Here is a 22,336-nt window from a genome sequence, read left to right on the forward strand (position 1 = left end):
TTCAGTGGGCGGTACCTCCGGTACTCGGCCGGTTGTAGTAGCGCAGCAACACCAGTGCCAGGACGAAGGCCACGGCGGACGCGGCGGCGAACACGTAGAAGATGTTCGTATAGGCGGCACCGTCCGGAAGCTGCGCCAGCGGACCGGTGTTCAGTTTACGTTCCTCGACGTGTCCGGGGGCGTTGATGTGCAGAATCAGCGGGTTGGCCGACATGACCGCCGCGACGGCGGCGGTGGCGGCCGCGGTGCCGAAACTGTTGAAGGCTCCGTACATTCCGGCGCTGATGCCCTGCTGTTCCTGTGGCACCGCCTCCACCACCATATTGGGCAGGGTGCCCAGATATGCTCCCGCACCGACACCGATGATCAGCGCGATCAGCGCCATCTGCCACACGCTGTCGTGGAAGCGGGCGAACAGCAGACATCCGATCACGAACGCGATGGTCGAGGCGAGATAGGGCTTGAGCAATCCGATCCGGGTCGACATCCAGCCGCACAGCGGGGCGACGAGCACGTACACCAGCGCCAGGCCCAGCATGGCCTGCACGGTGAACTGCAACAGCGTCAGACCGAAACCGGGCAGCGTGCCCTCCACCGAGAAGTATTGCGTGACAGCCGATGTGGGAACCTTGATATGCATCTGTTCGGAGGCCTGCTTGGCGGCCTCGGCGGCCGCGCCGTCGACGATCTGCTTCTTGATCGCCTCACCGTCGGCTCCGCCGGGTGTCTCCGCGAGATAGCCCATCGCATACGACAGGCCCTGCATGACACCCACGGACAAGAACGCCGCGGCGAGGATGCCGGCGAACCGCGGGGCGCGCAACAACTTCGGATCCATGATCGGTTCCGGGGTGATCAGCTCCCAGACGTAGAAGGCCACCAGCAGGACCACGCCGCCGATGAGCCAGGCCAGCGCCGACAGCTCGCCCCAGCCCCAGGTGGCGCCGTTGCTGAGATAGATGAGCACGCCGGCGATGCCGGCGCCGAGCAGCACCGCGCCGAGCAGGTCGATCTTGACCTTGGCGCGCAGCTTGGTCTCGGGCACGAACAGTGCCAGCGGCAGGATCGTCACCACGGTCCAGATCACGCAGAACCAGAACAGTGAACGCCAGCTGTAGTGGTCGGTGAGGATGCCGCCGATCAGCGGGCCCAGGATCGCGCCCACACCGGTGCCGCCGCCCGCGAGCGCGATCGCCATGTTCAGGTGGCGGCGCGGCGCGAGATCGCGGATCAGACCGTAGGACACGAAGATCGCCGGGAAGGCCAGCCCCTGCAGTCCGCGGCCGAGCAGCATCAGCACCCAGTTCGAGGTCAGGGCGTCGATGAGGCAGCCGATGATCGACAGCAACAGGCAGAACAGGATGATCTTCTTCTTGCCGACCAGATCGGACAATTTGCCGAAGACCGGTACCGCTACGCCGCCGATCAGTGAGTACAGCGTGGTCAGCCAGGTGAGCTGGCCGGCGTTCTGCTCCGGGAAGGATTCACCGATGAAGCGGGCGCTGAGACTGATGAACGTGAAATGGAACGGGACGATCTCGGTGCTCGCGACGATCGCCACGATGATGAGGACGACACGGAGCGTGGAGGCGTTTTCCAGGCGTCCGGTGTCGTTGTCATCGGGGCTTTCGACGCTGGTGGTCGCGGTTGCCATGGGTAGTTCTTCTCCTTCACCGCCACCCGTGCGTCGGCTCGCTGCGGCCTGAGTGCGGTGAATCACATAATAGACATGTGAGAATCCAGTTTCCAATAAATGAGAAGTAGATTTCTGACCGTTATCGCGCGGACTGCAACCGGCCCACGAATTCGGCCACGTCGTCGGTCGCGGGGTCATAACCCGGGAAGTAACAGCAGATGTCGCGGGCGTACTCGCCGAAGCGGGCGTGAGCCTGGGCCGCACAGTCGGCGGGAGAGCCGACCAGCGCGAGGGTGCGGACCATGGGCTCGGTGATCAGCGCCCGCATCTCGGCGTAGCGGCCCTGTTTGGACAGGGCGTTGAGTTCGGGTTGCAGCTCACCCCAGCCCTCGGCGTCGAGGACCGGGCGGTAGGCCGGAGTGGACGCGTAGAAGGCGATGAGCCGCGCGACCGCGTCGACGGCGGCGGCCAGTTCGGGTGCGGTGCGGCCGAGCGCGACCATGGCCTGGGCGACCACCTCGAAGTCGTCGAGCGTGCGCCCGGATTCGGCCAGCCCGCGCCGCAGCGCCGGTACCGTGCGCCCGGTGAAATGAGTGGCACTGTTGAACGGCATGACCAGCAGCCCGTCGGCCACCTCGGCGGCGGTGCGGGTCATCACCGGTCCCAGCGCGCCCATCAGCACCGGCGGCGGGCCGAACGGATTGGGGCCGGGATCGAACGTCGGCGGCATCAGCGTGTGGGTGAAGAACTCGCCCCGGAAATCCAAGGGCGCGTGACCTTCCCACGCCGCGAGGATGGCCTTCACCGCCGCCACCGATTCACCCGTGCGCCGGGCCGGGCGTTCCCACCGGCTGCCGTAGCGCTTCTCGATGTGCACCCGGATCTGCGACCCCAATCCCAGCCGGAACCGCCCTCCGCTGAGCGCCTGCAGATCGTAGGCGGTGTGCGCCAGGTGCAGCGGACTGCGCGGGCCGGCGATGGCGACATTGGTCATCAGCCGCAGATCGGTCTCCGTGGCGGCGAGAACCAGCGGCACGAAGACGTCGTGCGGGCCCTCGAAGGAGAAGATGCCGTCGGCGCCGAGCGCGGCGATCGCCCGGGCGCTCTCGCGGGCGCGCAGTGGCGAACCCTCCACCTGCAGATGCACTTTCACCGGTGATCCTTCCGTTCGGTGGCATCACGCTAGCGGAAGGGGAAGCGGCTCAGTCCGGATGCGCAGCGGTGAGACGTTCGGCGCACTCCCACACCTCGCGTTCGCGAGCCGGATCGTAGGACTCGGGTGAGGACTCGGTGACCCGGTGGCGATCGATGTAACTGCCGGACTCGGCCGGGACGGATCCGGTGACCACCGCGGCGAGGCGCCGGCCGGCGGTCTTCGGCGTGCTCGCCAGCGGGGTCCAGGTGAGCGCGCGGGCGAGGCGGCGGGCGGCGAAGCGCTCCAGGCGGCCGGCGTTGCGGGTCAATTCCGTGCCGGGGACGAAACCCGGGTTGTAGGAAAGGATCTCGACTCCGGCAGGAAGTCGGCGTGCGTACTCGTGCACCAGATAGATCATGGCGAGTTTGCTCGTCGAGTACGCGGTGCGGCCCGCTGCCGTACTCGACGGATCGGCGAAGGCGCCGGGGTGGGCCAGCACATCGGGGGAGTGCCACACCGGGCCGGGCACCATGCCCAAGTTGTGCCGCAGATCGCCGAAATGGGTGTCGCTGACGGTGATCACGATCCGCGACGGCACGACGAAGCGGTCGCCGAGCAGGCGCAGCAGCAGGTGGTTGGCCACGACGTTGACGGCGAAGGTGGCCTCGAGTCCGTCCTCGGTCGCGATGGTCGCGTCGGTGTACTGGATGCCGGCATTGCCGACGAATCCGGCCAGCGGCGGCACCTCGCCGCGATCGAGCATGTCGTGGATTCGCCGCGCCGCCGAACGGATCCCGGCCAGCGACGCGAGGTCGGCCTCCACATGCGAGGCCGCGTATCCCGCACCGGACAATTCCGCGCACACCTGTGGGCCGGACGCGCCGCGCGCCAGCACCAGCAGGCGGGTATCGGGTGCGAGGCGCAGGATCTCCCGGGCGGCGATCCGGCCGATTCCACGTGTCGCGCCGGTCATCACGAGGGTGTGCATGCCACGACGGTAGCTCGCGCGCGGCTTGTGCGCCCGGCAGCGGATCGGCGGTCCGCCGTCGTGGCACCGCTAGCCGAGCGCGCCGCGCAATGGCGGCGAGGGCGGGAAGGTGACCGGGAGGGCGGTCAGGGCGCGGTGGAAAGGCCCTGGGCGCCAGCGGAGTTCGTTCACCGGCACGGCCAGCTCGATATCCGGCAGCGCGTCCAGGAGCTGGTCGACGGCGTCCTGGGCGACCAGATAGCCGATCTGCCGGGCCGGGCAGGCGTGCGGCCCGGCGCCCCACGACAGATGGGAGCGGTTCCCGTTGCGGTCGCCCTCGCGCACCTGCGGATCGTTGTTGCAGGCCGCGATGCCGATCAGCACCGGCTGATGCGCGGGCAGCCACACGTCCTCGACGAGCATCGGCTGCCGCGGATAGCTCGCGCAGTAGTTCACCAGCGGGGGATTGTTGAACAACACCCAGTCCAGCGCGTCGCGGGTGGTCAGGGCGCCACCGAGCAGGCTTCCGGAGAACCGTTCGTCGGTCATCATCAGCAGCAGGGCGTTGGCGACCAGATGCACCTGCGGTTCGATCCCGGCGCCGAACAGGCTGACCAGCTGGTTGATGACCTCCTCGTCGTCGAGACCGCTGTCGTGCGCGATCAGCCGCGAGGTGATGTCGTCGCCCGGGTAGGCGCGCTTGCGATCGGTATGTTCCTGCAGTGCGGCGGCCAGCATCCGGTTGCCCGCGGCCGCGTCGCCGGTCGCGTCGAAGATGGCGGCCATCCCGGCCGCGACCCGCTCGGCGATATCCGGTTCGATGCCCAGCATCGTGTTCAGGTTGGCCGACACCAGCGGATGGATGTACTGGGTCAGCAGATCGGCGTGGCCGTCGGCGCTGAAGGAGTTGATCAGCGGCATCGCGATCTGCTCGACGACCGTGTGCACCGTGTGCAGATCCACCCCATCGATGGCCGCGACGTTGGCGGCGCGAAAACGCGCATGCTCGGGACCCGTGTTGCGCAACGCATTCGGGCGCCACTCGAGCATCGGCAGAATCGGGCTGTCGGCCGGTACGGTGCGCTGCCAGGTACGCGGGTCGGCCGGGAAATGCTCGGGATCGTTGAGAATGCCGAGGGCGGCCTGATAGCCGATCACCAGTGTCGCCGGCACGCCGGGGGCGAGCTCGATCGGAGCGAAGGAGCGGTGGTGGCCGCGCATGCGGTCGTATCCGCCGCGCGGGTCGGCGGCGAATTCCTCGGTGTAGATGGGAACACGCGGTCCGTCCGGGGCGATCGGTGAATTGTGTGCCACGGGGCACCTGTTCGACGACGATTCCAGCGAATGCGGCGTGGTCACAGAAGACAACTCCAAACGGTCGTGGTGGACGACGACGGCGGCAGCCGCCACCATCGTGAAGCCAAAAGCGTTGGACCGAACCATAATTTGAGGTACGGGGGCTGATGATACCTACCGGCGTGCCGGTTGCGCAGCGGAAGCCGGGCATCGGCTACGTGGCCGACGCCCGGCTTCCGGGCCAGTGATGTGGTATTGGCTCTGTCGCTTCGTGGCCGGTCGTCGCAGACTGACCACTATGACAACTCTGCTGATCATCGCGGTCGTGGCGGCGGTGGCGGCCGGCCTGTTCGACAGCGTGGCACCGGGCGCCGACCGCGAGCGGTTCCGGTGCGCGCTACGGCAAGCCAGGCATTCGCTGACCGATTGGGATGCCGCGCGCGAGTAGGCCCGCGCGCGGCCGAACTCATCGGTCGTCGTCCGAGCGACCGCCCGGCAGGAACTCCTGTGCCTTCGTCTTCATGCCCTGCGCGACCAGATGCCAGGCGTTCGGATCGCCACGCAGCACCGCTTCGGCAGTCGCCTTCATCTGATCCCAGGTGGCGTGCGGCGGGATCGGCGGCACCTCGGGATCACAGCGCACGTCCAGCAGCGTCGGCCGGTCGGCGGACAGGGCGCGTTCCCAGGCCCCGGCCAGCTGCTCCGGATCGTCGACCTCGATCGCCGCGAGTCCGAAACAGCGCGCCGCGTCGGCGTACGAAATGTCCGGAAGCGATTGGGAATCCTCGAATTTCGGTGAACCGCCCATGGACCGCAGTTCCCAGGTCACCTGGTTGAGGTCGTTGTTGTGGAAGACGCACACCACCAGTCGCTTGTCGTCCCAGCGTTCGGCGTAGCGCGCGATGGTGATCAGCTCGGCCAGCCCGTTCATCTGCATCGCGCCGTCACCGACGAGTGCGATCACCGGCCGGTCCGGATGGGCGAATTTGGCGCCGATCGCGTACGGCACGCCGGGGCCCATGGTGGCCAGCGTTCCCGACAGCGACCCCCGCATGCTGCCGCGGAACTTCAGGCACCGCGCGTACCAGTTGGTCGACGATCCGGAATCGGCCGTGACGATGGTGTTGTCCGGAATCTGTTGCGACAGTTCCCAGACCACTCGCATCGGGTTGACCGGTTTCGCGGCCAGCGTCGACTGCCGTTCGACGGTTTCCCACCACCGCGCCACATTCGACTCCACGGTCTCGCGCCAGGACCGGTCACCGACCGGCTTCAGCAGCGGAATCAGCTCGGCCAGAGTGGCTTTCGCGTCACCGACCAGATTGACCTCCGTCGGATACCGCATGCCGATCATGGTGCCGTCGATATCGATCTGCACCGCCCGGGCCTGATCCAGCGGGGGCAGGAACTGGCTGTAGGGGAAGTTGGAACCGACGATCACCAGGGTGTCGCAGTCGCGCATCAGCTCGTAACTGGGGCGGGTGCCGAGCAACCCGATCGGACCGGTGACGAAGGGCAGGTCGTCGGGCAGCACATCCTTGCCGAGCAGCGCCTTGGCGACCCCGGCGCCGGTGATCTCGGCGAGTTCGGTCACCTCGCGCGCGGCCGAGCGGGCACCCTGGCCGACCAGGATCGCCACCTTGGAACCGGCGCTGATCACCTCCGCGGCGCGCTCGATCTCCGCGCGCGCGGGCACGACCACCGAATGCATCTCGGCGGGCGGGCTCGACGGCACCTGCTTGAATTCGTGCTGCGGCGGTTCGTAGCTTTCCTCCTGCAGATCCGCCGGAATGATCACCGCGGTGGGCGCGCGCCGGGTCCACGCCGTGCGGAACGCGCGGTCGAGCGCGTTGGGCAGCTGTTCGGCGACGTTCACCTCGACCAGATATTCGGAGGCCACGTCCTTGTACAGGCTCTGCAGGTCGATCTCCTGCTGGTAGCTGCCGCCCATCGCGCTGCGCGCGGTCTGCCCGATGATCGCCACCACCGGCACATGGTCCAGCTTCGCGTCGTAGAGGCCGTTGAGCAGATGGACCGCGCCCGGACCGGACGTGGCCATGCAGACACCGACGTGCCCGCTGAACTTGGCGTATCCGGTGGCCTGGAACGCCGCCATCTCCTCGTGCCGGGCCTGCACGAACGTCGGCCGGTCCTCGGTGCGGCCGAAGGCGGCGACCAAGCCGTTGATGCCGTCACCGGGATAGGCGAAAACTTGTTTCACGCCCCACTCGTTGAGCCGGGCCACGACATAGTCACCAACCTGTTGCGCCATATCCTCTCCTGTCCTGTCCGGGTCGATCCCACGGGAATTGCCCTGCGTGCCCTGGTCGCCGGGCGGGTACCCGCGGTAGTCGAACTCAACCGCGGCCGACCGGCCCGATCGCGGTCAGTGCCGGGTCATCCGGGCGACGGAACCGGCCACGGATTCGACACAGCGCGACATCCACGCCTGCGGGCTGTGCCGGTGGGCCCGGCCGTCGAAGTCACCGTGTGCGCCGAAGTCGTGGCCGTGTTCGTCGTCGAGCGGGCGCCACAGATTGTCCGGCCGGTCGGTCTCGTCGGCGTCGGTCTGCTGCGAGTCGTAGCCGGTGCGCGCCAGATAACGGTCCAGCACCGCCGGCGCGAGCCGCTGCGCGACGACTGTGCCGACCGTGCTCGCGCCCACCCAATATTGTTTGCGTTCCGGATGCTCGGCCGCGAAGGCGATGGTGTCGGCCACCACCTCGGGCTGGTAGATCGGCGGCACCGGCTGCGGCTTCTTCGGCAAACGCGAACGCACCCAGGAGAATTGGGGTGTGTTGACCGCCGGCGCCTGCACGATCGTCACGTGTACGCCGCTGTGCTCGTGCATCAGCTCCACCCGCACCGCCTCGAGAAATCCGTTGACCGCGTGCTTGGCGCCGCAATAGGCCGATTGCAGCGGGATCGCCCGCTCGCCGAGAGCCGACCCGACCTGCACGATGGTGCCGCGATTACGCGGGCGCATCCGGGCCAGCGCCACCATCAACCCGTGCACCGAGCCGAGATAGGTGACCTCGGTGACGCGGCGATACTCCTTCGGCTCGATCTCGGTGAAGGGGGCGAAGACCGAGGTGAACGCCGAATTCACCCACACGTCGATCGGACCCCACTGCTCTTCTACGCGGTCGGCGGCCGCCTCGACGGCGTCGTAGTCGGCGACGTCGGTAGGGATCGGCAATGCCGTACCACCGGCTCGTTCCACGTCCTTCGCCGCGGCGTCCAGTCCGGCGCGCCCGCGGGCCAGCAGCGCCACGCGGGCACCGTCGGCGGCGAAGCGCCGCGCGGCGGCGCGCCCGATTCCGGCACTGGCTCCAGTGACGACTACGACGGGTGACTGCGCGCTCACTCGGTCTCCTCTCCTCGCGCGGTTGTCCGGCGCCCCGCCGAAGGCCGCTGCAGGGGCGTCGCATCTGCGGCGTACCCGCGCCGTGCGCCGTTATTCGGGCCGGGATCGCCTGCCATCGTGTCCGATTCGGCGGGTGTGACCTGCGGTCGACCGGGTACCCGCGCGATGTCCGGCCGCCCGCGGCGAGGTGCGGCCGCACCACATCCGGCCGACCATGACAGGGGTGCACGAATGACGATTTCGGATCGCGCGGCCCGCCCGCACCGCGGCTCGAATCGAGACCGATGGCCGCTGCAGGCACTCGAAACCGCCCTGAAGGAGGCGGTCGACGGGGAGGTCCGTTTCGATTCGGGTAGTCGCGCCACCTATTCCACCGACGCCTCGAACTATCGCGCTCTGCCACTGGGCGTGGTTGTTCCGCACACACCGGAGGCCGCCGCGATCGCGGTCGGAATCTGTCGCGACCACGACGTCCCCTTGCTCTCCCGTGGCGGTGGCACGAGCCTCGCCGGGCAGAGCTGCAATACCGCGGTCGTGATCGACTGGACCAAATACTGCCATCGGCTGCTCGGCGTCGACCCTGAAACGCGCACCGCCGTGGTGGAACCGGGGATCGCGCTCGATCCGCTCAATCAGCAGTTGAAGTCGTCCGGGCTGATGGTCGGCCCCAAGCCGTCGACTCACGTCAGTTGCACGATCGGCGGAATGATCGGCAACAACTCGTGCGGTGCCACGGCACAGGCCTACGGAAAAATGGTCGACTCCGTGCGCCGGCTCGAGATCCTCACCTACGACGGATTGCGGGCCTGGGTGGGTGCCGAGGACCCGATCCCGGGCGCGAATCCGGAGGCCGACGAGCTGGTCCGCCGGCTGCGGGAGATCCGGGACCGCTACGCCGACGACATCCGCGCCGCGTATCCGGACATTCCCCGCAGGGTCTCCGGATACAACCTGGACGCGCTGCTGCCGGAGCGAGGATTCGATATCGCGAAGTTCCTCGTCGGCAGCGAAAGCACACTGGTGACCGTGCTGCGCGCGGAGATCGAGCTGGTCCGGGTGCCGGCCGCCAAGGCGATGGTCGTGCTCGGCTTCCCCGACGTCTATCACGCCGCCGACGCGGTCTCCCGCATCCTGCCGCACGACCCCGCCGCCCTCGAGGGCCTCGACCATCGCCTGGTCCAACTGGAGCACAGCCAACATCTGGCGGCGAAGGCCATCTCCCAGTTGCCCGACGGGAAGGCTTGGCTGATGGTGCAATTCGACGGCGACGACCAGAAGCAGGCCGACGCGCGGGCGAAGAAGATGATCGCCGATCTCGAACGCGCCACCGGCGCGAGCTCCACCATCCTGGACGATCCCGACCGCGAGGCCGAGGTGTGGGCCGCCCGCGAGGCCGGACTCGGCGCCACCGCCTATCCGCCCGACGGCCCGGAAACGCACGAGGGATGGGAGGACGCCGCGGTCCCGCCCGAGCGGCTCGGCGACTATCTGCGCGACTTCGACGCGCTGCTCGAGGAATTCGACTACGAATCCAGTTCGCTCTACGGGCATTTCGGTCACGGCTGTGTGCACACCCGCATCCCGTTCGACCTGCGCACCGCCGACGGGATCGCGCACTACCGGCGCTTCGTCGAACGGGCCGCACGCCTGGTGAGCAGCTACGGCGGGTCGCTGTCCGGCGAGCACGGCGACGGCCAGTCGCGCGCCGAACTGTTGCCGATCATGTTCGGCGACAAGGTGGTTCGCGCCTTCGGTGAGGTGAAGGCGCTGTTCGATCCGCGCAACCGGATGAACCCCGGCAAGATCGTCCAGCCGCATCGACTGGATTCGGATCTGCGCCAGGGTAGCGACTACCGGCCGTGGGAACCGGTGACGCACTTCGCCTTTCCCGACGACGATCACCGCTTCAGCGAGGCGGCCGGACGCTGCGTGGGTGTCGGCAAATGCCGCGGCGAGAGCAGCGGGGTCATGTGCCCCAGCTACCGCGCGACGCGGGAGGAGGAGCATTCCACTCGCGGGCGGGCCCGGCTGCTGTTCGAAATGCTGCAGGGCGAGGCGATCACCGACGGCTGGCGATCCACCGAGGTCCGCGACGCGCTCGATCTGTGCCTGGCGTGCAAGGGGTGTCGCAGCGATTGCCCGGTCGATGTCGATATGGCCACCTACAAGGCCGAATTCCTGTCCCACCACTACGAACACCGGGTCCGGCCGATGGCCCACTATTCGATGGGCTGGATTCCGCTGTGGGCCCGGCTCGGCACCTCGATGGCTCCGCTCGCCAACGCCGTGACCCACACCCCGGGTCTGCGGCGCCTGGTCTCGGCCGCGGGCGGCATCGCGCAGGAACGGGAAATGCCCCGCTTCGCGCGCAGCCGGTTCACTCGCACCTTCCGCAACCACACGAGCTCCACCACCGGCGAGCGCGGCACGGTGCTGCTGTGGCCAGATACCTTCACCAATAATTTCGAACCCGGAATCGCCGAAGCCGCGGTGACTGTGCTGGAGGCCGCGGGCTTCTCCGTGATCGTGCCCGAGCGCACCGTCTGCTGCGGTCTGACCTGGATTTCCACCGGCCAGCTGCCCACCGCCAAACGCGTACTGCGCCGCACGTTGCGGGTGCTGGCGCCGCAGTTGCGCGACAGCACGCCGATCGTCGTCCTCGAACCCAGCTGCGCGGCCGTGTTCCGGGCCGATCTGCCCGAACTGCTCTACGGAGACCAGGACGCCGAGCGGCTGTCGAAACAGACCTACACGCTCGCCGAACTGCTGGCCGAGCGGGCGCCGGACTGGAACCCGCCGCACGTCGACACCGCGGCCATGGTGCAGCCGCACTGCCACCACCACGCGATCATGCACTACGACACCGATCGCGAACTGCTCTCCTCGACCGGCGCCGACGTGCAGGTCCTCGATGCCGGATGTTGCGGTCTGGCAGGCAATTTCGGCTTCGAACGCGGCCACTACGACGTCTCGGTGGCCTGCGCCGAGGACAAGCTGATGCCGGCGGTGCGCGAGCGTGATCCGGGCACCGTGGTGCTCGCCGACGGATTCAGCTGCCGGACCCAGATCCGGCAGCTGCAACCGGACGCCGATCCGCGCCACGCGGTCGAACTGCTGGCGGCGGCGCTGGCGGCGAAGGGTCAGGGATGAGTGCGGCGACCATCGACGAGTCGGTCCGGGTCGGGGTCTACCGGTTTCCGACGCCGGAGCCGGAAGCCGACGGCACCCTCGAATGGGAGGCGACCACCGCGGTGACCGTCGAGATCGACGCGGGCGGCCAGACCGGGCTGGGGTGGACCTACAGCGGCGGCGCCACCGCGGCGATCGTGCGCGAGGTGCTCGCCCCGGTCCTGGCCGGGCGTTCGCCGCTCGATATCGGCGACTGCCGGATCCGGATGCAGCGCGCCTGCCGCAATCTGGGCACCGCCGCCGTCGTCGCACATGCGCTCAGCGCCGTCGACATCGCTCTGTGGGACCTGAAGGCGCGCCTGCTCGACGTGCCGCTGAGCCGGCTGTTCGGCGCGGTGCGCCCGGCGACACCGGTCTACGGCTCGGGCGGATTCACCACCCTCACCGACGACGAGCTGGGCGAGCAGATCGACGGCTGGCTGTCGGCGGGGTGCCGGTGCGTCAAGATCAAGATAGGGGAGGATCGTGGCGAGCGGACCGAGCGGGACCTCGAGCGGGTGTCTTTCGCGAACGGTCTCCTCGGCGACCGCGCCCGCCTGATGGTCGACGCGAACGGCGCCTACTCCGCCGCTCTGGCCCGCCGGGTCGGCGCCGACCTCGACCGGCACGGCGTGATCTGGTTCGAAGAGCCCGTCACCAGCGACGATCCGCCCGGGCTGGCGTTGCTGCGGGCGGCGCTGCGCTGCGATGTGACCGCCGGCGAATACGTCTACCGCCACTACGACGCGGCCGCGCTGATCGGCTCGGTGGACTGCCTGCAACTCGATGTGACCCGCTGCGGCGGCTACAGCGGCTTCCTGGAATGCGCCGCCCTCGCCGCCGCGCACGGCCTGGACATCTCCGCCCACTGCGCGCCCTCGCTGCACGCCCCGATCGTGTCCTCGTTCGCCCATCTGCGTCACGTGGAATGGTTCATCGACCACGCCCGGCTGGAGCCACTGCTTGCCGACGGCGTGCCCGAGGTCCGCGACGGTGTACTCGCGACCGGTCTCGGCGCGGGGCACGGTATGCGGCTCGCGGACTCGGCCGGAAAATTTTCGGTCGGCGGCGCCGGCCGGCGGTGACGGGGTGCGTCCGGGCGGCGGAATACCGGCGCGGCTGCTGGGTAACCGCCGGACATGGCAGCCATCGGATATTTTCTCGCCAGCGAACAGTTCGGACCGAAAGAACTCGTCGAGCAGGCCCAGCGCGCGGAACAGGCGGGTTTCGAGCGGCTGTGGATTTCCGATCACTTCCATCCGTGGAACGACGCCCAGGGCCACAGCCCGTTCGTCTGGGGCACCATCGGCGCGCTGTCGCAGGCCACATCGCTCCCGATCACCACGGCCGTGACCTGTCCGACGGTGCGCATCCATCCCGCGATCATCGCCCAGGCAGCGGCCACTGCCGCCGTGCAGCTCGACGGCCGTTTCGTGCTCGGCGTCGGCAGCGGCGAAGCGCTCAACGAACACATCTTCGGCGATCCGTGGCCGCCGCCGGGGGAGCGGCTGCGGATGCTGGCCGAAGCCGTGGACCTGATCCGCCGCCTGCACCGCGGTGACGTGGTGACCTATCGCGGCGAGCACTACACGGTGCAGGAGGCGCGGATCTACACGTTGCCCGAACAGCCCGTGCCGATCTATGTATCCGGATTCGGCCCGCAGGCAACGGAATTGGCGGCGCGCATCGGCGACGGCTACTGCACGAGCATGCCCGACGCCGAGCTGGTCGACCTGTTCCGCGACAGCGGAGGTGGCGCCAAACCGGTGCAGATGGGCACCAAGGTGAGCTGGGCGGCCGACGAGGAGGCCGGCGTCGACGCCGCCCACCGGCTGTGGGCCAACGAACTGCTGCCCGGTCAGCTGGGCCAGACCCTGCCGCGCCCCGCCGATTTCGAGGACGCGATGTCGTTGCTCGACCGCGAGGCGTCGCGGCAGCACTTCGCCGCCGGGCCGGACCCGCAACGCCACATCGACCAGTTGCGCACCTGTGTGGACGCGGGCGCGGACGAGATCTACGTCGGCCAGATCGGGCCGGATCTGGAGGGCTTCTTCACCGCATACGAGAAGGAAGTACTGCCGGCCCTGCGCTGAGCGAGACGCAATCACTATCGGCACCGAGGAGAGGCGAATCGGATGGATCACTCACGGGCCCCCGTGCCGGACGCTTGGGCCGAATACCGCCAACTCGGCCGCTACGGCTTCACTCCGCCCGGCCATCGGCAGGGCGCGGGCGCCGATCCGCGCGTGCGCGAGGTCCTCGGCGGCGCGCTGGTGGCCGACATCCTCGCCGCGCCCGGTCTCGACGACCGGCTCTCGCGCGGCGGCTATCGGGTATCCCGGTGATCGTGCCCGGGGAACTGGTCGACGCCGCGGTCGTGGACTAGCTGGGGTCCGGAGTGGAAAACGGGATGAATGTGCCGGATCCGGCCGATCCGAGCTTGCGCACGCTGCGGGTGGTGGCCGAGTGACCGTCGACGGCCGGTAAAATGGGTGGTTCTGGTGTGTCCGAGGGATGCACAATCGAACCGTTTGCCCCCTTACCGTGCTAGGAGACTGTTGTGATCACCGCGACCGACCTGGAGGTCCGGGCCGGAATCCGCACCCTGCTCACCGCGCCGGGGTCGGCGCTGCGGGTGCAGGCCGGTGATCGGATCGGTCTCGTCGGCCGCAACGGCGCGGGCAAGACCACCACCCTGCGCATCCTGGCCGGTGAGGGAGAACCCTACGCCGGCAAGGTGATTCGCTCGGGCGAAATCGGCTATCTGCCGCAGGATCCGCGTGAGGGAAATCTCGATGTGCTGGCGCGCGACCGCGTGCTCTCGGCGCGGGGACTCGACAAGCTGATCCGCGATATGGAGAAGCAGCAGGCACTGATGGCCGAGGTCGTCGACGACGCCGAACGCGAGAAGGCGGTGCGCAAGTACGGCCGGCTCGAGGAACGATTCTCGGCGCTGGGCGGCTACGTCGCCGAGAGCGAGGCCGCCCGGATCTGCCACAGCCTCGGTCTGCCGGATCGGGTGCTGGGCCAGGCCCTGCGCACGCTGTCGGGCGGTCAGCGCCGTCGCATCGAGCTGGCGCGCATCCTGTTCTCCGCCTCCGACGGCTCCGGCGGCAAATCCGATACGACGCTGCTGCTCGACGAGCCCACCAACCACCTCGACGCCGACTCCATCACCTGGCTGCGGGGCTTCCTGCAGAACCACGACGGTGGCCTGATCGTCATCTCCCACGACGTCGACCTGCTCGCCGACGTGGTGAACAAGGTGTGGTTCCTCGACGCCGTGCGTGGTGAGGCCGACATCTACAACATGGGCTGGAAGAAGTATCTCGACGCCCGCGCCACCGACGAACAGCGCCGCGTCCGCGAGCGCGCCAACGCGGAGAAGAAGGCCTCCGCGCTCAAGCAGCAGGCGGCCAAACTCGGTGCCAAAGCGACGAAAGCCGCTGCGGCACACCAGATGGTCAAGCGCGCCGAGCGCATGCTGTCCGAACTCGACGACGTGCGCGTGGCCGACAAGGTGGCCCGCATCAAGTTCCCCGAACCCGCTCCCTGCGGCAAGACGCCGCTGATGGCCACCAACCTCACCAAGCTCTACGGGTCGCTGGAGATCTTCACCGGCGTGAACCTGGCCATCGACAAGGGCAGCCGGGTCGTGATCCTCGGCCTCAACGGCGCGGGCAAAACGACCATGCTGCGTCTGCTCGCCGGGGTCGAGCCGCTGACCGCCGGGCAGATCGATCCGGGACGCGGCCTGCGCATCGGCTATTTCGCGCAGGAGCACGACACCCTCGACGACAACGCCACCGTTTGGGAGAACATTCGCCACGCCGCACCGGATGCGGGGGAGCAGGACCTGCGCGGGCTGCTGGGCGCGTTCATGTTCACCGGTCCGCAGCTGGAACAGCCCGCCGGCACCCTGTCCGGCGGTGAGAAGACCCGGCTCGCGCTGGCCGGCCTGGTGTCCTCGGCGGCCAACGTGCTGCTGCTCGACGAGCCCACCAACAACCTCGATCCGGTCTCGCGCGAACAGGTCCTCGACGCGCTGCGCAGCTACGCGGGCGCCGTCGTTCTGGTCACCCACGACCCGGGTGCGGCCGAGGCCCTGAACCCGGAACGGGTGATCATGCTGCCCGACGGCACCGAGGACCACTGGTCGCAGGACTACCTGGAGCTGATTCAGCTGGCCTGAGCGTGGCGAATGCTTCCTGCGACGCGCCGAGACACGCCGAAAGATCCTCGCAATCGGTGAGTTTCATCACAGTGAGGCGTTGATCACTGCGGATCGAGTGTCTAGCCTGGAGTGAGGCTGCACGGCGACCGGAGGAAGCCATGAGTGACAGGCCCGCACAGGGGAAGTCGATGTTGGGTAAGGGCACGCGCGTCACGGGCAAGTCGCGCGACCGGCTGCAGACCCAGCTCAAGAAGCAATACGAGGCGGGCGCCAGCATTCGTTCGCTGGCGCGGGAGACCGGCCGCTCGTACGGATTCATACACAACGTGCTCGTGGAGTCGCATGTGCAACTCCGCAGCCGTGGTGGTGCCAACCGGCGCAAAGCGGTCAGCAAGGCCTGACCCGCCCACTCGCCCGAAGCGGCCGATCGGCTTCCGCGGTCGTCGGCGTCTTCTGCCGCTCCGCCGGAGTTCACGCGCGGTGGGCGTTGCGTTCGGCCCACCACTGCGGCGCGTCGACGAAGTGGTTGTCGTATTCGTCCTGGGTGGCGGCGAGTTCGGCGAGGGTGGCCTCGCCGGAGGCCACCCGCTCGAGCAGCCGGAAGTAGCCGAAGCGCTGCACGGCCGGGGTCAGCGCGATGAGGATCCGCGCCGGTGAACCCGGGGCGGCGCCGAAGGCGTGCGGCATGAACCGCGGCACCGTGATCGCGCCACCCGCGGCGACCGTCGTGATCTGCTCGCCCGCGAGCACCTGCAATTCGCCCTCGGCGACGTAGAACAGCTCGTCGGACAGCGTGTGGTAGTGCGGAGTCGCCCCGTCGGCGCCGGGGGCCATCGTGACCTCGAGCGTGCTGACGCTGCCGCCGGTGCGGTCGGAATCCAGCAGCAGCCGCATGGTCACGGCGTCGGTCGCGCGCACCTCGGCCTCGGCGGGCTGGACGACGGCGGCGGGAATGCGGGGTGCGGTGGTCATCGGATCTCCCAAGTAGTTCGCTATCGGATAGTTCGCTACCGAACTATATCCCGTCGAATAGTATGTGTCCATGGCTGGACGACAGACCGATGCGGTGGATGCGATCGTGGCGCAGTGGGAGCGGGAACGCCCCGACCTGGATCTCGCGGCGATGGCGGTGCTCGGCCGCCTCGGCCGCCTGTACGTCCTCGCCGAGCGCGCGATCGACGCGGTGTTCACCGCGCACGGGCTGCAACGCGGTGAGTTTGATGTGCTTGCGGCACTTCGCCGTTCGGGTGCACCGTTCGAACTCACCCCGTCGGTCCTGGCCGACACCCTGATGTTGTCGCGCGCCGGTATGACGGGCCGCCTGGACCGCCTGGAATCGGCCGGACTGGTGCGTCGTATCGCCGATCCCGCCGACCGCCGCGCGGTCCGGGTCGCGCTGACCGAGGCCGGCCGCGCCCGCGTCGACGAGGTCGTGACGGCGCACACCGAAAACGAGACCCGCCTGCTGTCCGGGTTGTCGGTGCGCGACCGCGCCGAACTGGACCGGATCGCGCGGCTGCTGCTAGCCGAGCTGGACCGGCCATGACACCGGCTCAGCCGGAGACCATCGCCTCACCGTGGACGAGGAACTGGGCGAGACTGGCGAAGATCGGCAGCCCCGTCTTGATCTCCAGATACGCGAACTGCCCCTGCGGATTCACCTCGAGGAAGTAGTACTCGCCGTCGAGTCCGAGTCTGATGTCGAGCACGCCGAAGACCAGTCCGAGCGCACCCATCAGCGTGGTCAGCGACTTGCTCACCGAGGCCGGCAGCCGCTCGGGCGTGAAGGCCACCGAGGTGTCCAGGCGCGAATCCACCCATCCCACACCGGATTGCGAGTCGATCCGCACTGCCCATTCGACGCCGTCGATCCACACCACCCGCAGATCGCATTCGGCTTCGACATAGTCCTGGAAGGTGGTCGGCGCCGAGCGGATGGTGTCGAACCGGCCGAGATCCTCGCTGCTCACGATGCGGGTTTCCGAGAATTCGGAGCGGCCGGTGCCGGTCCGCTTGTAGATCACCGACCCGCCGCGGGAATCGACGAAACTGCGGGCCTCGTCGGGATCGTTGGTGATCAGCGTTTCCGGGATCGCGAAACCGCTGCGCCGGGCGGTGTCGAGTTGCACGATCTTGCGGGTGGCGGTGCGGTCGGCGCCGGGATCGTTGACCCAGACCGCCGGTATCGACCAGAGCAGGCCCTGCAGGAATCCGTCGCATTCGGCCTGGCGGAAATCGTCGTCGCCGTCCAGGAAACCACCGGGCACCTGGCACGGACGGGGGCGACGCCACCAGACGGCAGTCACGTCGTCGAGACCGGCGATATGCGACATCGAGCGAGCGGCGCCGGCCCGGTCGAGCCGGAAACTGCCGCATTCGCGCGGAAAATCGCGCATATCCAGGCGAATCGGTATGAGCCGGTACATATTCCGCAGCATCGAGGCCATCGCGTCGGCGTGTAGATCGCCGGTCTCCGCGACGATCAGCACGGCACCCGGCGACCGGGCACTCATCGAACGGCCCCTCAGTCCAGGCTGTCGCAGGCGGTGCCGTCGTCGCTGCCACCGCCGCTGCGAGTCTGGCTGTAGCTCACCGTCGCACCGGCGGCGCCCGGGGCGGGCGTGACGTCGAGCCGCCGGGCCCACTGGTCGGTCAGCCGGGCCAGCAGATCGTCACCGACGGCGGGGCTGGGACGAGGCGGTAGCGTCAGCGGGCGTTCGGTGAGCTGAATGCGGCGCTGCTGCGTGAAATCGGCTGTGGCGCCGGGCCGTATCCACACGAGCACGGGGCGTTCCGCGGCGCCGGTGCCGGCGTCCGGGGATCCGTCGCGCAGCTGGAGGACGTCGTCGCGGTGGAGAGTCCAGATTCCCTCGGCGACGCGGACGCTGATGGTGTCGCGAGATTCGGCGACCAGGCGACCGGACAGCGGTGGCGCCGGGTGACGGGGTAGCGGGCGCGGCCGGGTGCGTTCGGGTACCTGGCGGCGGGCATCGTTCATGGGCTGGACTCCGATCTGCTCGCAATTTGCCCCGGAAGTCGAGCGTGATCTGGATCATAGCCCGCCGCGGTGCCGGGCCGGTTCGCAACGAAAGATTTCCGGTGCAAACTCGGTGCCCCGGCCCGGGCGCGGAAAACGCTATCGCCGAAAGCTATTCGGTTGAGCTGTCAACGGGTCACAGGCCGAGCACATCGGGGGATTCGGCAAGCTCGAGGAAGCGTTTACCCGGGTTCGACACGAGTTTGCGCGCGTCCAGATCCATCAGCCCGAGCACGACGGAGAATTCCGCGGAGACGGTCCCGTCCAACTTGCGGATCTGCTGGTCCATCCAGAACGCTTTGCCCTCTCCCCAGCGGCATTCGCAGGTCACGGTGATCTCGTCGCCCAGATGCAGCTCCCGCCGATACTTGACGGTGGATTCCAGAACCACCGGACCGAGTCCGGACAGCCGCATCTTGTCCGGGACCAGACCGGCCGCGCGCAGCACCTCCCAGCGGGCGTGCTCGGCGTACTGGTGGTACACGGCCTGGTTGAGATGGCCGTTGACGTCGAGTTCGTAACCGCGGACGGTGACGGGCACAGAGAAGGTCATATCCGAGGCGAACGGGTGCCGTGTTCCCGGTATTTCCGGATCGAGCGTGGGATCGGTCACCGTCCGGGCGGCGGCTACATGAGTCGCCGCATCAGATACGTGTACTCGAGCGCGCTGGTGTGGGCCTGCTCCTCGCGATCGGCGCCCGCACCGTGGCCGCCCTCGCCCGCCTCGTAGAACAGATACGGATCGCCGAATTCGGCCAGCCGCGCGGCGAATTTGCGGGCGTGCTGCGGGCCCACCCGGTCATCCTTGGTCGTGGTCCAGACGAACGGTTCCGGATAGTGCGTGCCGCGTCGCAATTGCCCGTACGGCGAGATGGATTCGAGAAACGCCCGTTGGGTGGGATCATCGACGCTGCCGTACTCGTCGACCCAGGAGGCGCCCGCGGCGATCTTCTCGTAGCGCATCATGTCCAGCAGCGGCACCTGGATGTCGACGGCGTTCCACATCTCCGGATGCTGGACGAATTCGACACCCATGAGCAGGCCGCCGTTCGAGCCGCCCTGGATGCCGAGCCGCCGCGCGCTGGTCACGCCGCGGGCTACCAGATCCTTGCCGACGGCCGCAAAATCGTCGAACGCCCGCTGCCGGCCGGTCGTGCGCGCGGCCTCGTGCCAGGCGGGCCCGAACTCACCGCCGCCGCGGATGTTCGCCAGGACGAAGACGCCGCCGTGATCGAGCCAGAGCCGGCCGAGCAGTCCCTGATAGGACGGAGTCTGCGACACGCCGAAACCGCCGTAGGCGTACATCAGGGTGGGGTTCGAGCCGTCGAACGCCATAGCGGCGGCGTGGACCACGAAATACGGCACGGCGGTGCCGTCGGCCGAGGTGGCTTTGCGCTGCTCGACCACGTAACGCGACGAATCGAACTGCGGCGGTGTGCTTTTCACCTGCCGGGCCGTGCCGGCGGCGGTGTCCACACTCCACAGTGTGGTCGGCACGAGGAACGAGGTCACCGAGAGATAGGCGCGATCGCCCGTCGGATCGGCGGTGACGGTGTCGACGGTCGCGTTGTCGGGCAACGGCACCGGAGTCGGCGACCAGCTCCCGTCCGGACGCGGGGTGTAGACGGTGGCGCGACCGCGCACGTCGTTCAGCGAGGTGACCACCGCGTGGTCGCGCGTGGTCTGCACACCACTCAGACTCTCCGACGGACCGGGGACATAGACCGGTGTCACCTGCGGCCGGGCCGGATCGGCGATCAGCCGGTCGGCATCCACCGACACCAGCGCACCCGACGGATAGGTCGTCGCGCCGACCGCCCAGTCCTGCTGGAGCGACACCAGGATGTGATTGCCGACGAAACCCGCGAGGTCCGACTTCGCCGGGATCGCGGTCGGCACGGGGCCGGTCGCGGTGAGCAGTTCGACGTCGTGTTCGAAGAAGGTGCGCCCGCGTACGACGAGATCGAGCCGGCGGCCGGCGCCGTTGTCCAGCACTACCGGCGTGGTCGACAGCTGATCGGTCCGCTCGCCCCGCGCGAGTTCGGTCGCGGCGTCCAGGGGTTGGCCGCGGCGCCACTGCCGGACGACATACGGGTATCCGGAGGCCGTCGTCTCGCCAGGCTGCCATTCCCGCGCGATGAGCACCGTATTCTCGTCGCTGAACGTGAGGTCCACCTTGCCTCGCGGCACCACGAATCCGCCCGGCACGAACTGCCGTGTGCCCCGGTCGAATTCGCGGACCGACACGGCGTCCTCGCCGCCGTCGGACAAACTGATCAGGCACCGGCGATGGGTGACCGGATCGCAGTCGGCGCCTCGCCAGACCCAGTTCTTCCCTTCGGCTCGTGACAGCTCGTCGAGGTCGAGCAGGGTGGTCCAGGCCGGTTGCGGCGCTTCGTAATCGGCGGTTGTCGTCTCGCGCCAGATGCCGCGTTTGTGGTCACCGTCCTGCCAGAAGTTCTCGACGGTGCCGTCCTCGAAGCGCGGCATCGGGATCCGGTCGGACGTCTTCGCCAGCGCCGTCGCCTGCGCGAGATTGTCGGCGTAGCGCGGATCGTGTTCGAGCACGTCGAGGGTCCGGCGGTTCTGTTCGCCGACCCACGCCTGCACGCGCGGACTGTCGAGTTCTTCGAGCCAGAGATACGGGTCCTGCGGTGAGGCGCCACCGCCGCACGCGGCGGCCAGCACGGCGATCGACAGCAGGGTCGCCGCGCGCCGCAACGAGGTACGTGGCGCACCGCCGGCCGATCCGTGTCGTCGTCCCCGCCCCATGATCATCAGCACATGGTACGGCGAATCCGGCCGGGGCACGGACGGTTGTCGCGGCCGGCTCACTCCCGGCGGCGAACCGACGCCTCCACGAGATCGAGTACGGCCGTGAGGTTTTCGTTGACATGACCGGAGGCGATGCGGGCGATGAGGCCGTCGAGGACGAGATCGAGATAGCCGAGCAGCACGTCGGTGGGAACGTCGTCGCGCAGCGCGCCGGCCGCCTTGCGGCGTTCGAGGCGGGCCAGGGTGGCCGCGGTCAGCTCGGCCGAACGCTGGGTCCAGCCGGCGGCGAACTCGGGATCGGTGCGCAGTCGCCGGGCGATCTCGAGGCGGGTGCCCAGCCAGTTGTACTGCGCGGGATTGTCGAGCATCTCCCGCATGACCTGCACGATGCCCTCGTTGGCCGCGACCTCGGCCATCCGTTCGGCATCCTCCTGGGCCAGTGCCAGGAACAGGGCGTCCTTGTCCCGGAAATGATGGAAGATCGCGCCGCGGGACAGCCCGATCGCCTCTTCCAGGCGGCGGACGGTCGCACCCTCGTACCCGAATTCGGCGAAACACCGCCGCGCCCCGTCCAGAATCTGGCTGCGCCGGGCGGCGAGGTGATCGTCACTGACCTTGGGCATGGGCTCCTCCAGCGGGGAATGCACGGACCCCCGCGCCGGGACGATCCGGCGCGGGGGTTCTCACAGTACGAGCATGAACGCGTAGATCCTGCAGCGGCGCAACGCTGTTCGTGCCGGCCCGGCGAGCCGAACGGACGCCGGGCGCGGCACGACGCAGC

The 22,336-nt window shown here is 68.6% G+C and carries 19 protein-coding genes and 1 pseudogene; 8 read left to right on the top strand and 12 right to left on the bottom strand.

Features of this window, described 5'->3' with window-relative positions; all coding sequences use genetic code 11:
- Window position 1: 1 nt before the first annotated feature.
- The 4 genes from A5789_RS31855 to A5789_RS31870 form a co-directional block, all read right to left on the bottom strand.
- Window positions 2-1,654 (bottom strand): MFS transporter, encoded by a 1,653-nt coding sequence (locus tag A5789_RS31855; RefSeq protein WP_064904764.1) that lies wholly within the window; start codon window positions 1,652-1,654, stop codon window positions 2-4.
- Window positions 1,655-1,775: 121 nt separating this feature from the next.
- Window positions 1,776-2,789, bottom strand: a complete 1,014-nt coding sequence (locus A5789_RS31860) for a TIGR03617 family F420-dependent LLM class oxidoreductase (protein ID WP_064904761.1) — start codon at window positions 2,787-2,789, stop codon at window positions 1,776-1,778.
- Between the two features lie 49 nt (window positions 2,790-2,838).
- Window positions 2,839-3,759 (bottom strand): SDR family NAD(P)-dependent oxidoreductase, encoded by a 921-nt coding sequence (locus A5789_RS31865; protein WP_063013970.1) that lies wholly within the window; start codon window positions 3,757-3,759, stop codon window positions 2,839-2,841.
- Window positions 3,760-3,828: 69 nt separating this feature from the next.
- Window positions 3,829-5,052, bottom strand: coding sequence for a cytochrome P450 (locus A5789_RS31870; RefSeq protein WP_231509120.1), 1,224 nt, complete (start codon window positions 5,050-5,052; stop codon window positions 3,829-3,831).
- A 280-nt stretch (window positions 5,053-5,332) separates the two neighbouring features.
- Between A5789_RS31870 and A5789_RS37075 the strand changes: the two genes are divergently transcribed.
- Complete coding sequence (locus A5789_RS37075; RefSeq protein ID WP_156511336.1) at window positions 5,333-5,482, top strand: hypothetical protein; 150 nt, start codon at window positions 5,333-5,335, stop codon at window positions 5,480-5,482.
- Window positions 5,483-5,500: 18 nt separating this feature from the next.
- On the opposite strand, the gene A5789_RS31875 is transcribed toward A5789_RS37075, so the two are convergent.
- Together A5789_RS31875 and A5789_RS31880 are read right to left on the bottom strand one after the other, a co-directional pair.
- Window positions 5,501-7,306: a thiamine pyrophosphate-requiring protein gene (locus A5789_RS31875; protein ID WP_063013972.1), complete on the bottom strand. Its 1,806-nt coding sequence runs from the start codon at window positions 7,304-7,306 to the stop codon at window positions 5,501-5,503.
- A gap of 114 nt (window positions 7,307-7,420) precedes the next feature.
- Window positions 7,421-8,401 (bottom strand): SDR family oxidoreductase, encoded by a 981-nt coding sequence (locus A5789_RS31880; RefSeq protein ID WP_064904759.1) that lies wholly within the window; start codon window positions 8,399-8,401, stop codon window positions 7,421-7,423.
- Between the two features lie 231 nt (window positions 8,402-8,632).
- Here A5789_RS31880 and A5789_RS31885 point away from each other — a divergent pair, with 231 nt between their 5' ends.
- The 6 genes and pseudogenes from A5789_RS31885 to A5789_RS31910 all read left to right on the top strand — a co-directional run bounded on the left by A5789_RS31885 (window position 8,633) and on the right by A5789_RS31910 (window position 16,144).
- Complete coding sequence (locus tag A5789_RS31885) at window positions 8,633-11,551, top strand: FAD-binding and (Fe-S)-binding domain-containing protein (RefSeq protein ID WP_064904757.1); 2,919 nt, start codon at window positions 8,633-8,635, stop codon at window positions 11,549-11,551.
- Window positions 11,548-12,654: an enolase C-terminal domain-like protein gene (locus A5789_RS31890; RefSeq protein ID WP_064904755.1), complete on the top strand. Its 1,107-nt coding sequence runs from the start codon at window positions 11,548-11,550 to the stop codon at window positions 12,652-12,654. The genes A5789_RS31885 and A5789_RS31890 overlap by 4 nt, the downstream gene beginning before the upstream one ends.
- Window positions 12,655-12,708: 54 nt before the next feature.
- Window positions 12,709-13,662 (top strand): TIGR03557 family F420-dependent LLM class oxidoreductase, encoded by a 954-nt coding sequence (locus A5789_RS31895; RefSeq protein WP_064904753.1) that lies wholly within the window; start codon window positions 12,709-12,711, stop codon window positions 13,660-13,662.
- Window positions 13,663-13,704: 42 nt separating this feature from the next.
- A pseudogene (locus tag A5789_RS31900) lies at window positions 13,705-13,899 on the top strand (ornithine decarboxylase); the annotation flags it as partial.
- 230 nt (window positions 13,900-14,129) lie between these two features.
- Window positions 14,130-15,761: an ABC-F family ATP-binding cassette domain-containing protein gene (locus A5789_RS31905; RefSeq protein WP_063013986.1), complete on the top strand. Its 1,632-nt coding sequence runs from the start codon at window positions 14,130-14,132 to the stop codon at window positions 15,759-15,761.
- Window positions 15,762-15,901: 140 nt separating this feature from the next.
- Window positions 15,902-16,144 (top strand): helix-turn-helix domain-containing protein, encoded by a 243-nt coding sequence (locus tag A5789_RS31910; RefSeq protein ID WP_051042699.1) that lies wholly within the window; start codon window positions 15,902-15,904, stop codon window positions 16,142-16,144.
- Window positions 16,145-16,214: 70 nt separating this feature from the next.
- Here the strand turns inward: A5789_RS31910 and A5789_RS31915 are convergent, their stop codons facing one another.
- The gene (locus A5789_RS31915) at window positions 16,215-16,715 is read right to left on the bottom strand and encodes a cupin domain-containing protein (protein ID WP_030514543.1); all 501 of its coding nucleotides are present in this window, start codon (window positions 16,713-16,715) and stop codon (window positions 16,215-16,217) included.
- 70 nt (window positions 16,716-16,785) lie between these two features.
- Here A5789_RS31915 and A5789_RS31920 point away from each other — a divergent pair, with 70 nt between their 5' ends.
- A complete protein-coding gene (locus tag A5789_RS31920) occupies window positions 16,786-17,289 on the top strand; it encodes a MarR family winged helix-turn-helix transcriptional regulator (RefSeq protein WP_174553958.1) in 504 nt (167 codons plus the stop codon).
- Window positions 17,290-17,296: 7 nt separating this feature from the next.
- Here the strand turns inward: A5789_RS31920 and A5789_RS31925 are convergent, their stop codons facing one another.
- From A5789_RS31925 to A5789_RS31945, 5 genes are all read right to left on the bottom strand, one after another.
- Window positions 17,297-18,256 carry a hypothetical protein gene (locus A5789_RS31925; RefSeq protein WP_063013990.1) on the bottom strand — a complete coding sequence of 320 codons (960 nt, stop codon included), beginning with the start codon at window positions 18,254-18,256 and terminating at the stop codon, window positions 17,297-17,299.
- Between the two features lie 11 nt (window positions 18,257-18,267).
- Window positions 18,268-18,741: a hypothetical protein gene (locus A5789_RS31930; RefSeq protein ID WP_227462785.1), complete on the bottom strand. Its 474-nt coding sequence runs from the start codon at window positions 18,739-18,741 to the stop codon at window positions 18,268-18,270.
- 175 nt (window positions 18,742-18,916) lie between these two features.
- On the bottom strand, window positions 18,917-19,321 hold the full coding sequence (locus A5789_RS31935; protein ID WP_227462786.1) for a thioesterase family protein: 405 nt from the start codon (window positions 19,319-19,321) through the stop codon (window positions 18,917-18,919).
- A gap of 86 nt (window positions 19,322-19,407) precedes the next feature.
- A complete protein-coding gene (locus A5789_RS31940) occupies window positions 19,408-21,558 on the bottom strand; it encodes a prolyl oligopeptidase family protein (RefSeq protein ID WP_227462787.1) in 2,151 nt (716 codons plus the stop codon).
- A gap of 53 nt (window positions 21,559-21,611) precedes the next feature.
- A complete protein-coding gene (locus A5789_RS31945; RefSeq protein ID WP_030514537.1) occupies window positions 21,612-22,178 on the bottom strand; it encodes a TetR/AcrR family transcriptional regulator in 567 nt (188 codons plus the stop codon).
- Window positions 22,179-22,336 lie beyond the last annotated feature (158 nt).

The organism is Nocardia sp. 852002-51101_SCH5132738 (genome assembly GCF_001665695.1).
Classification (GTDB): domain Bacteria; phylum Actinomycetota; class Actinomycetes; order Mycobacteriales; family Mycobacteriaceae; genus Nocardia; species Nocardia nova.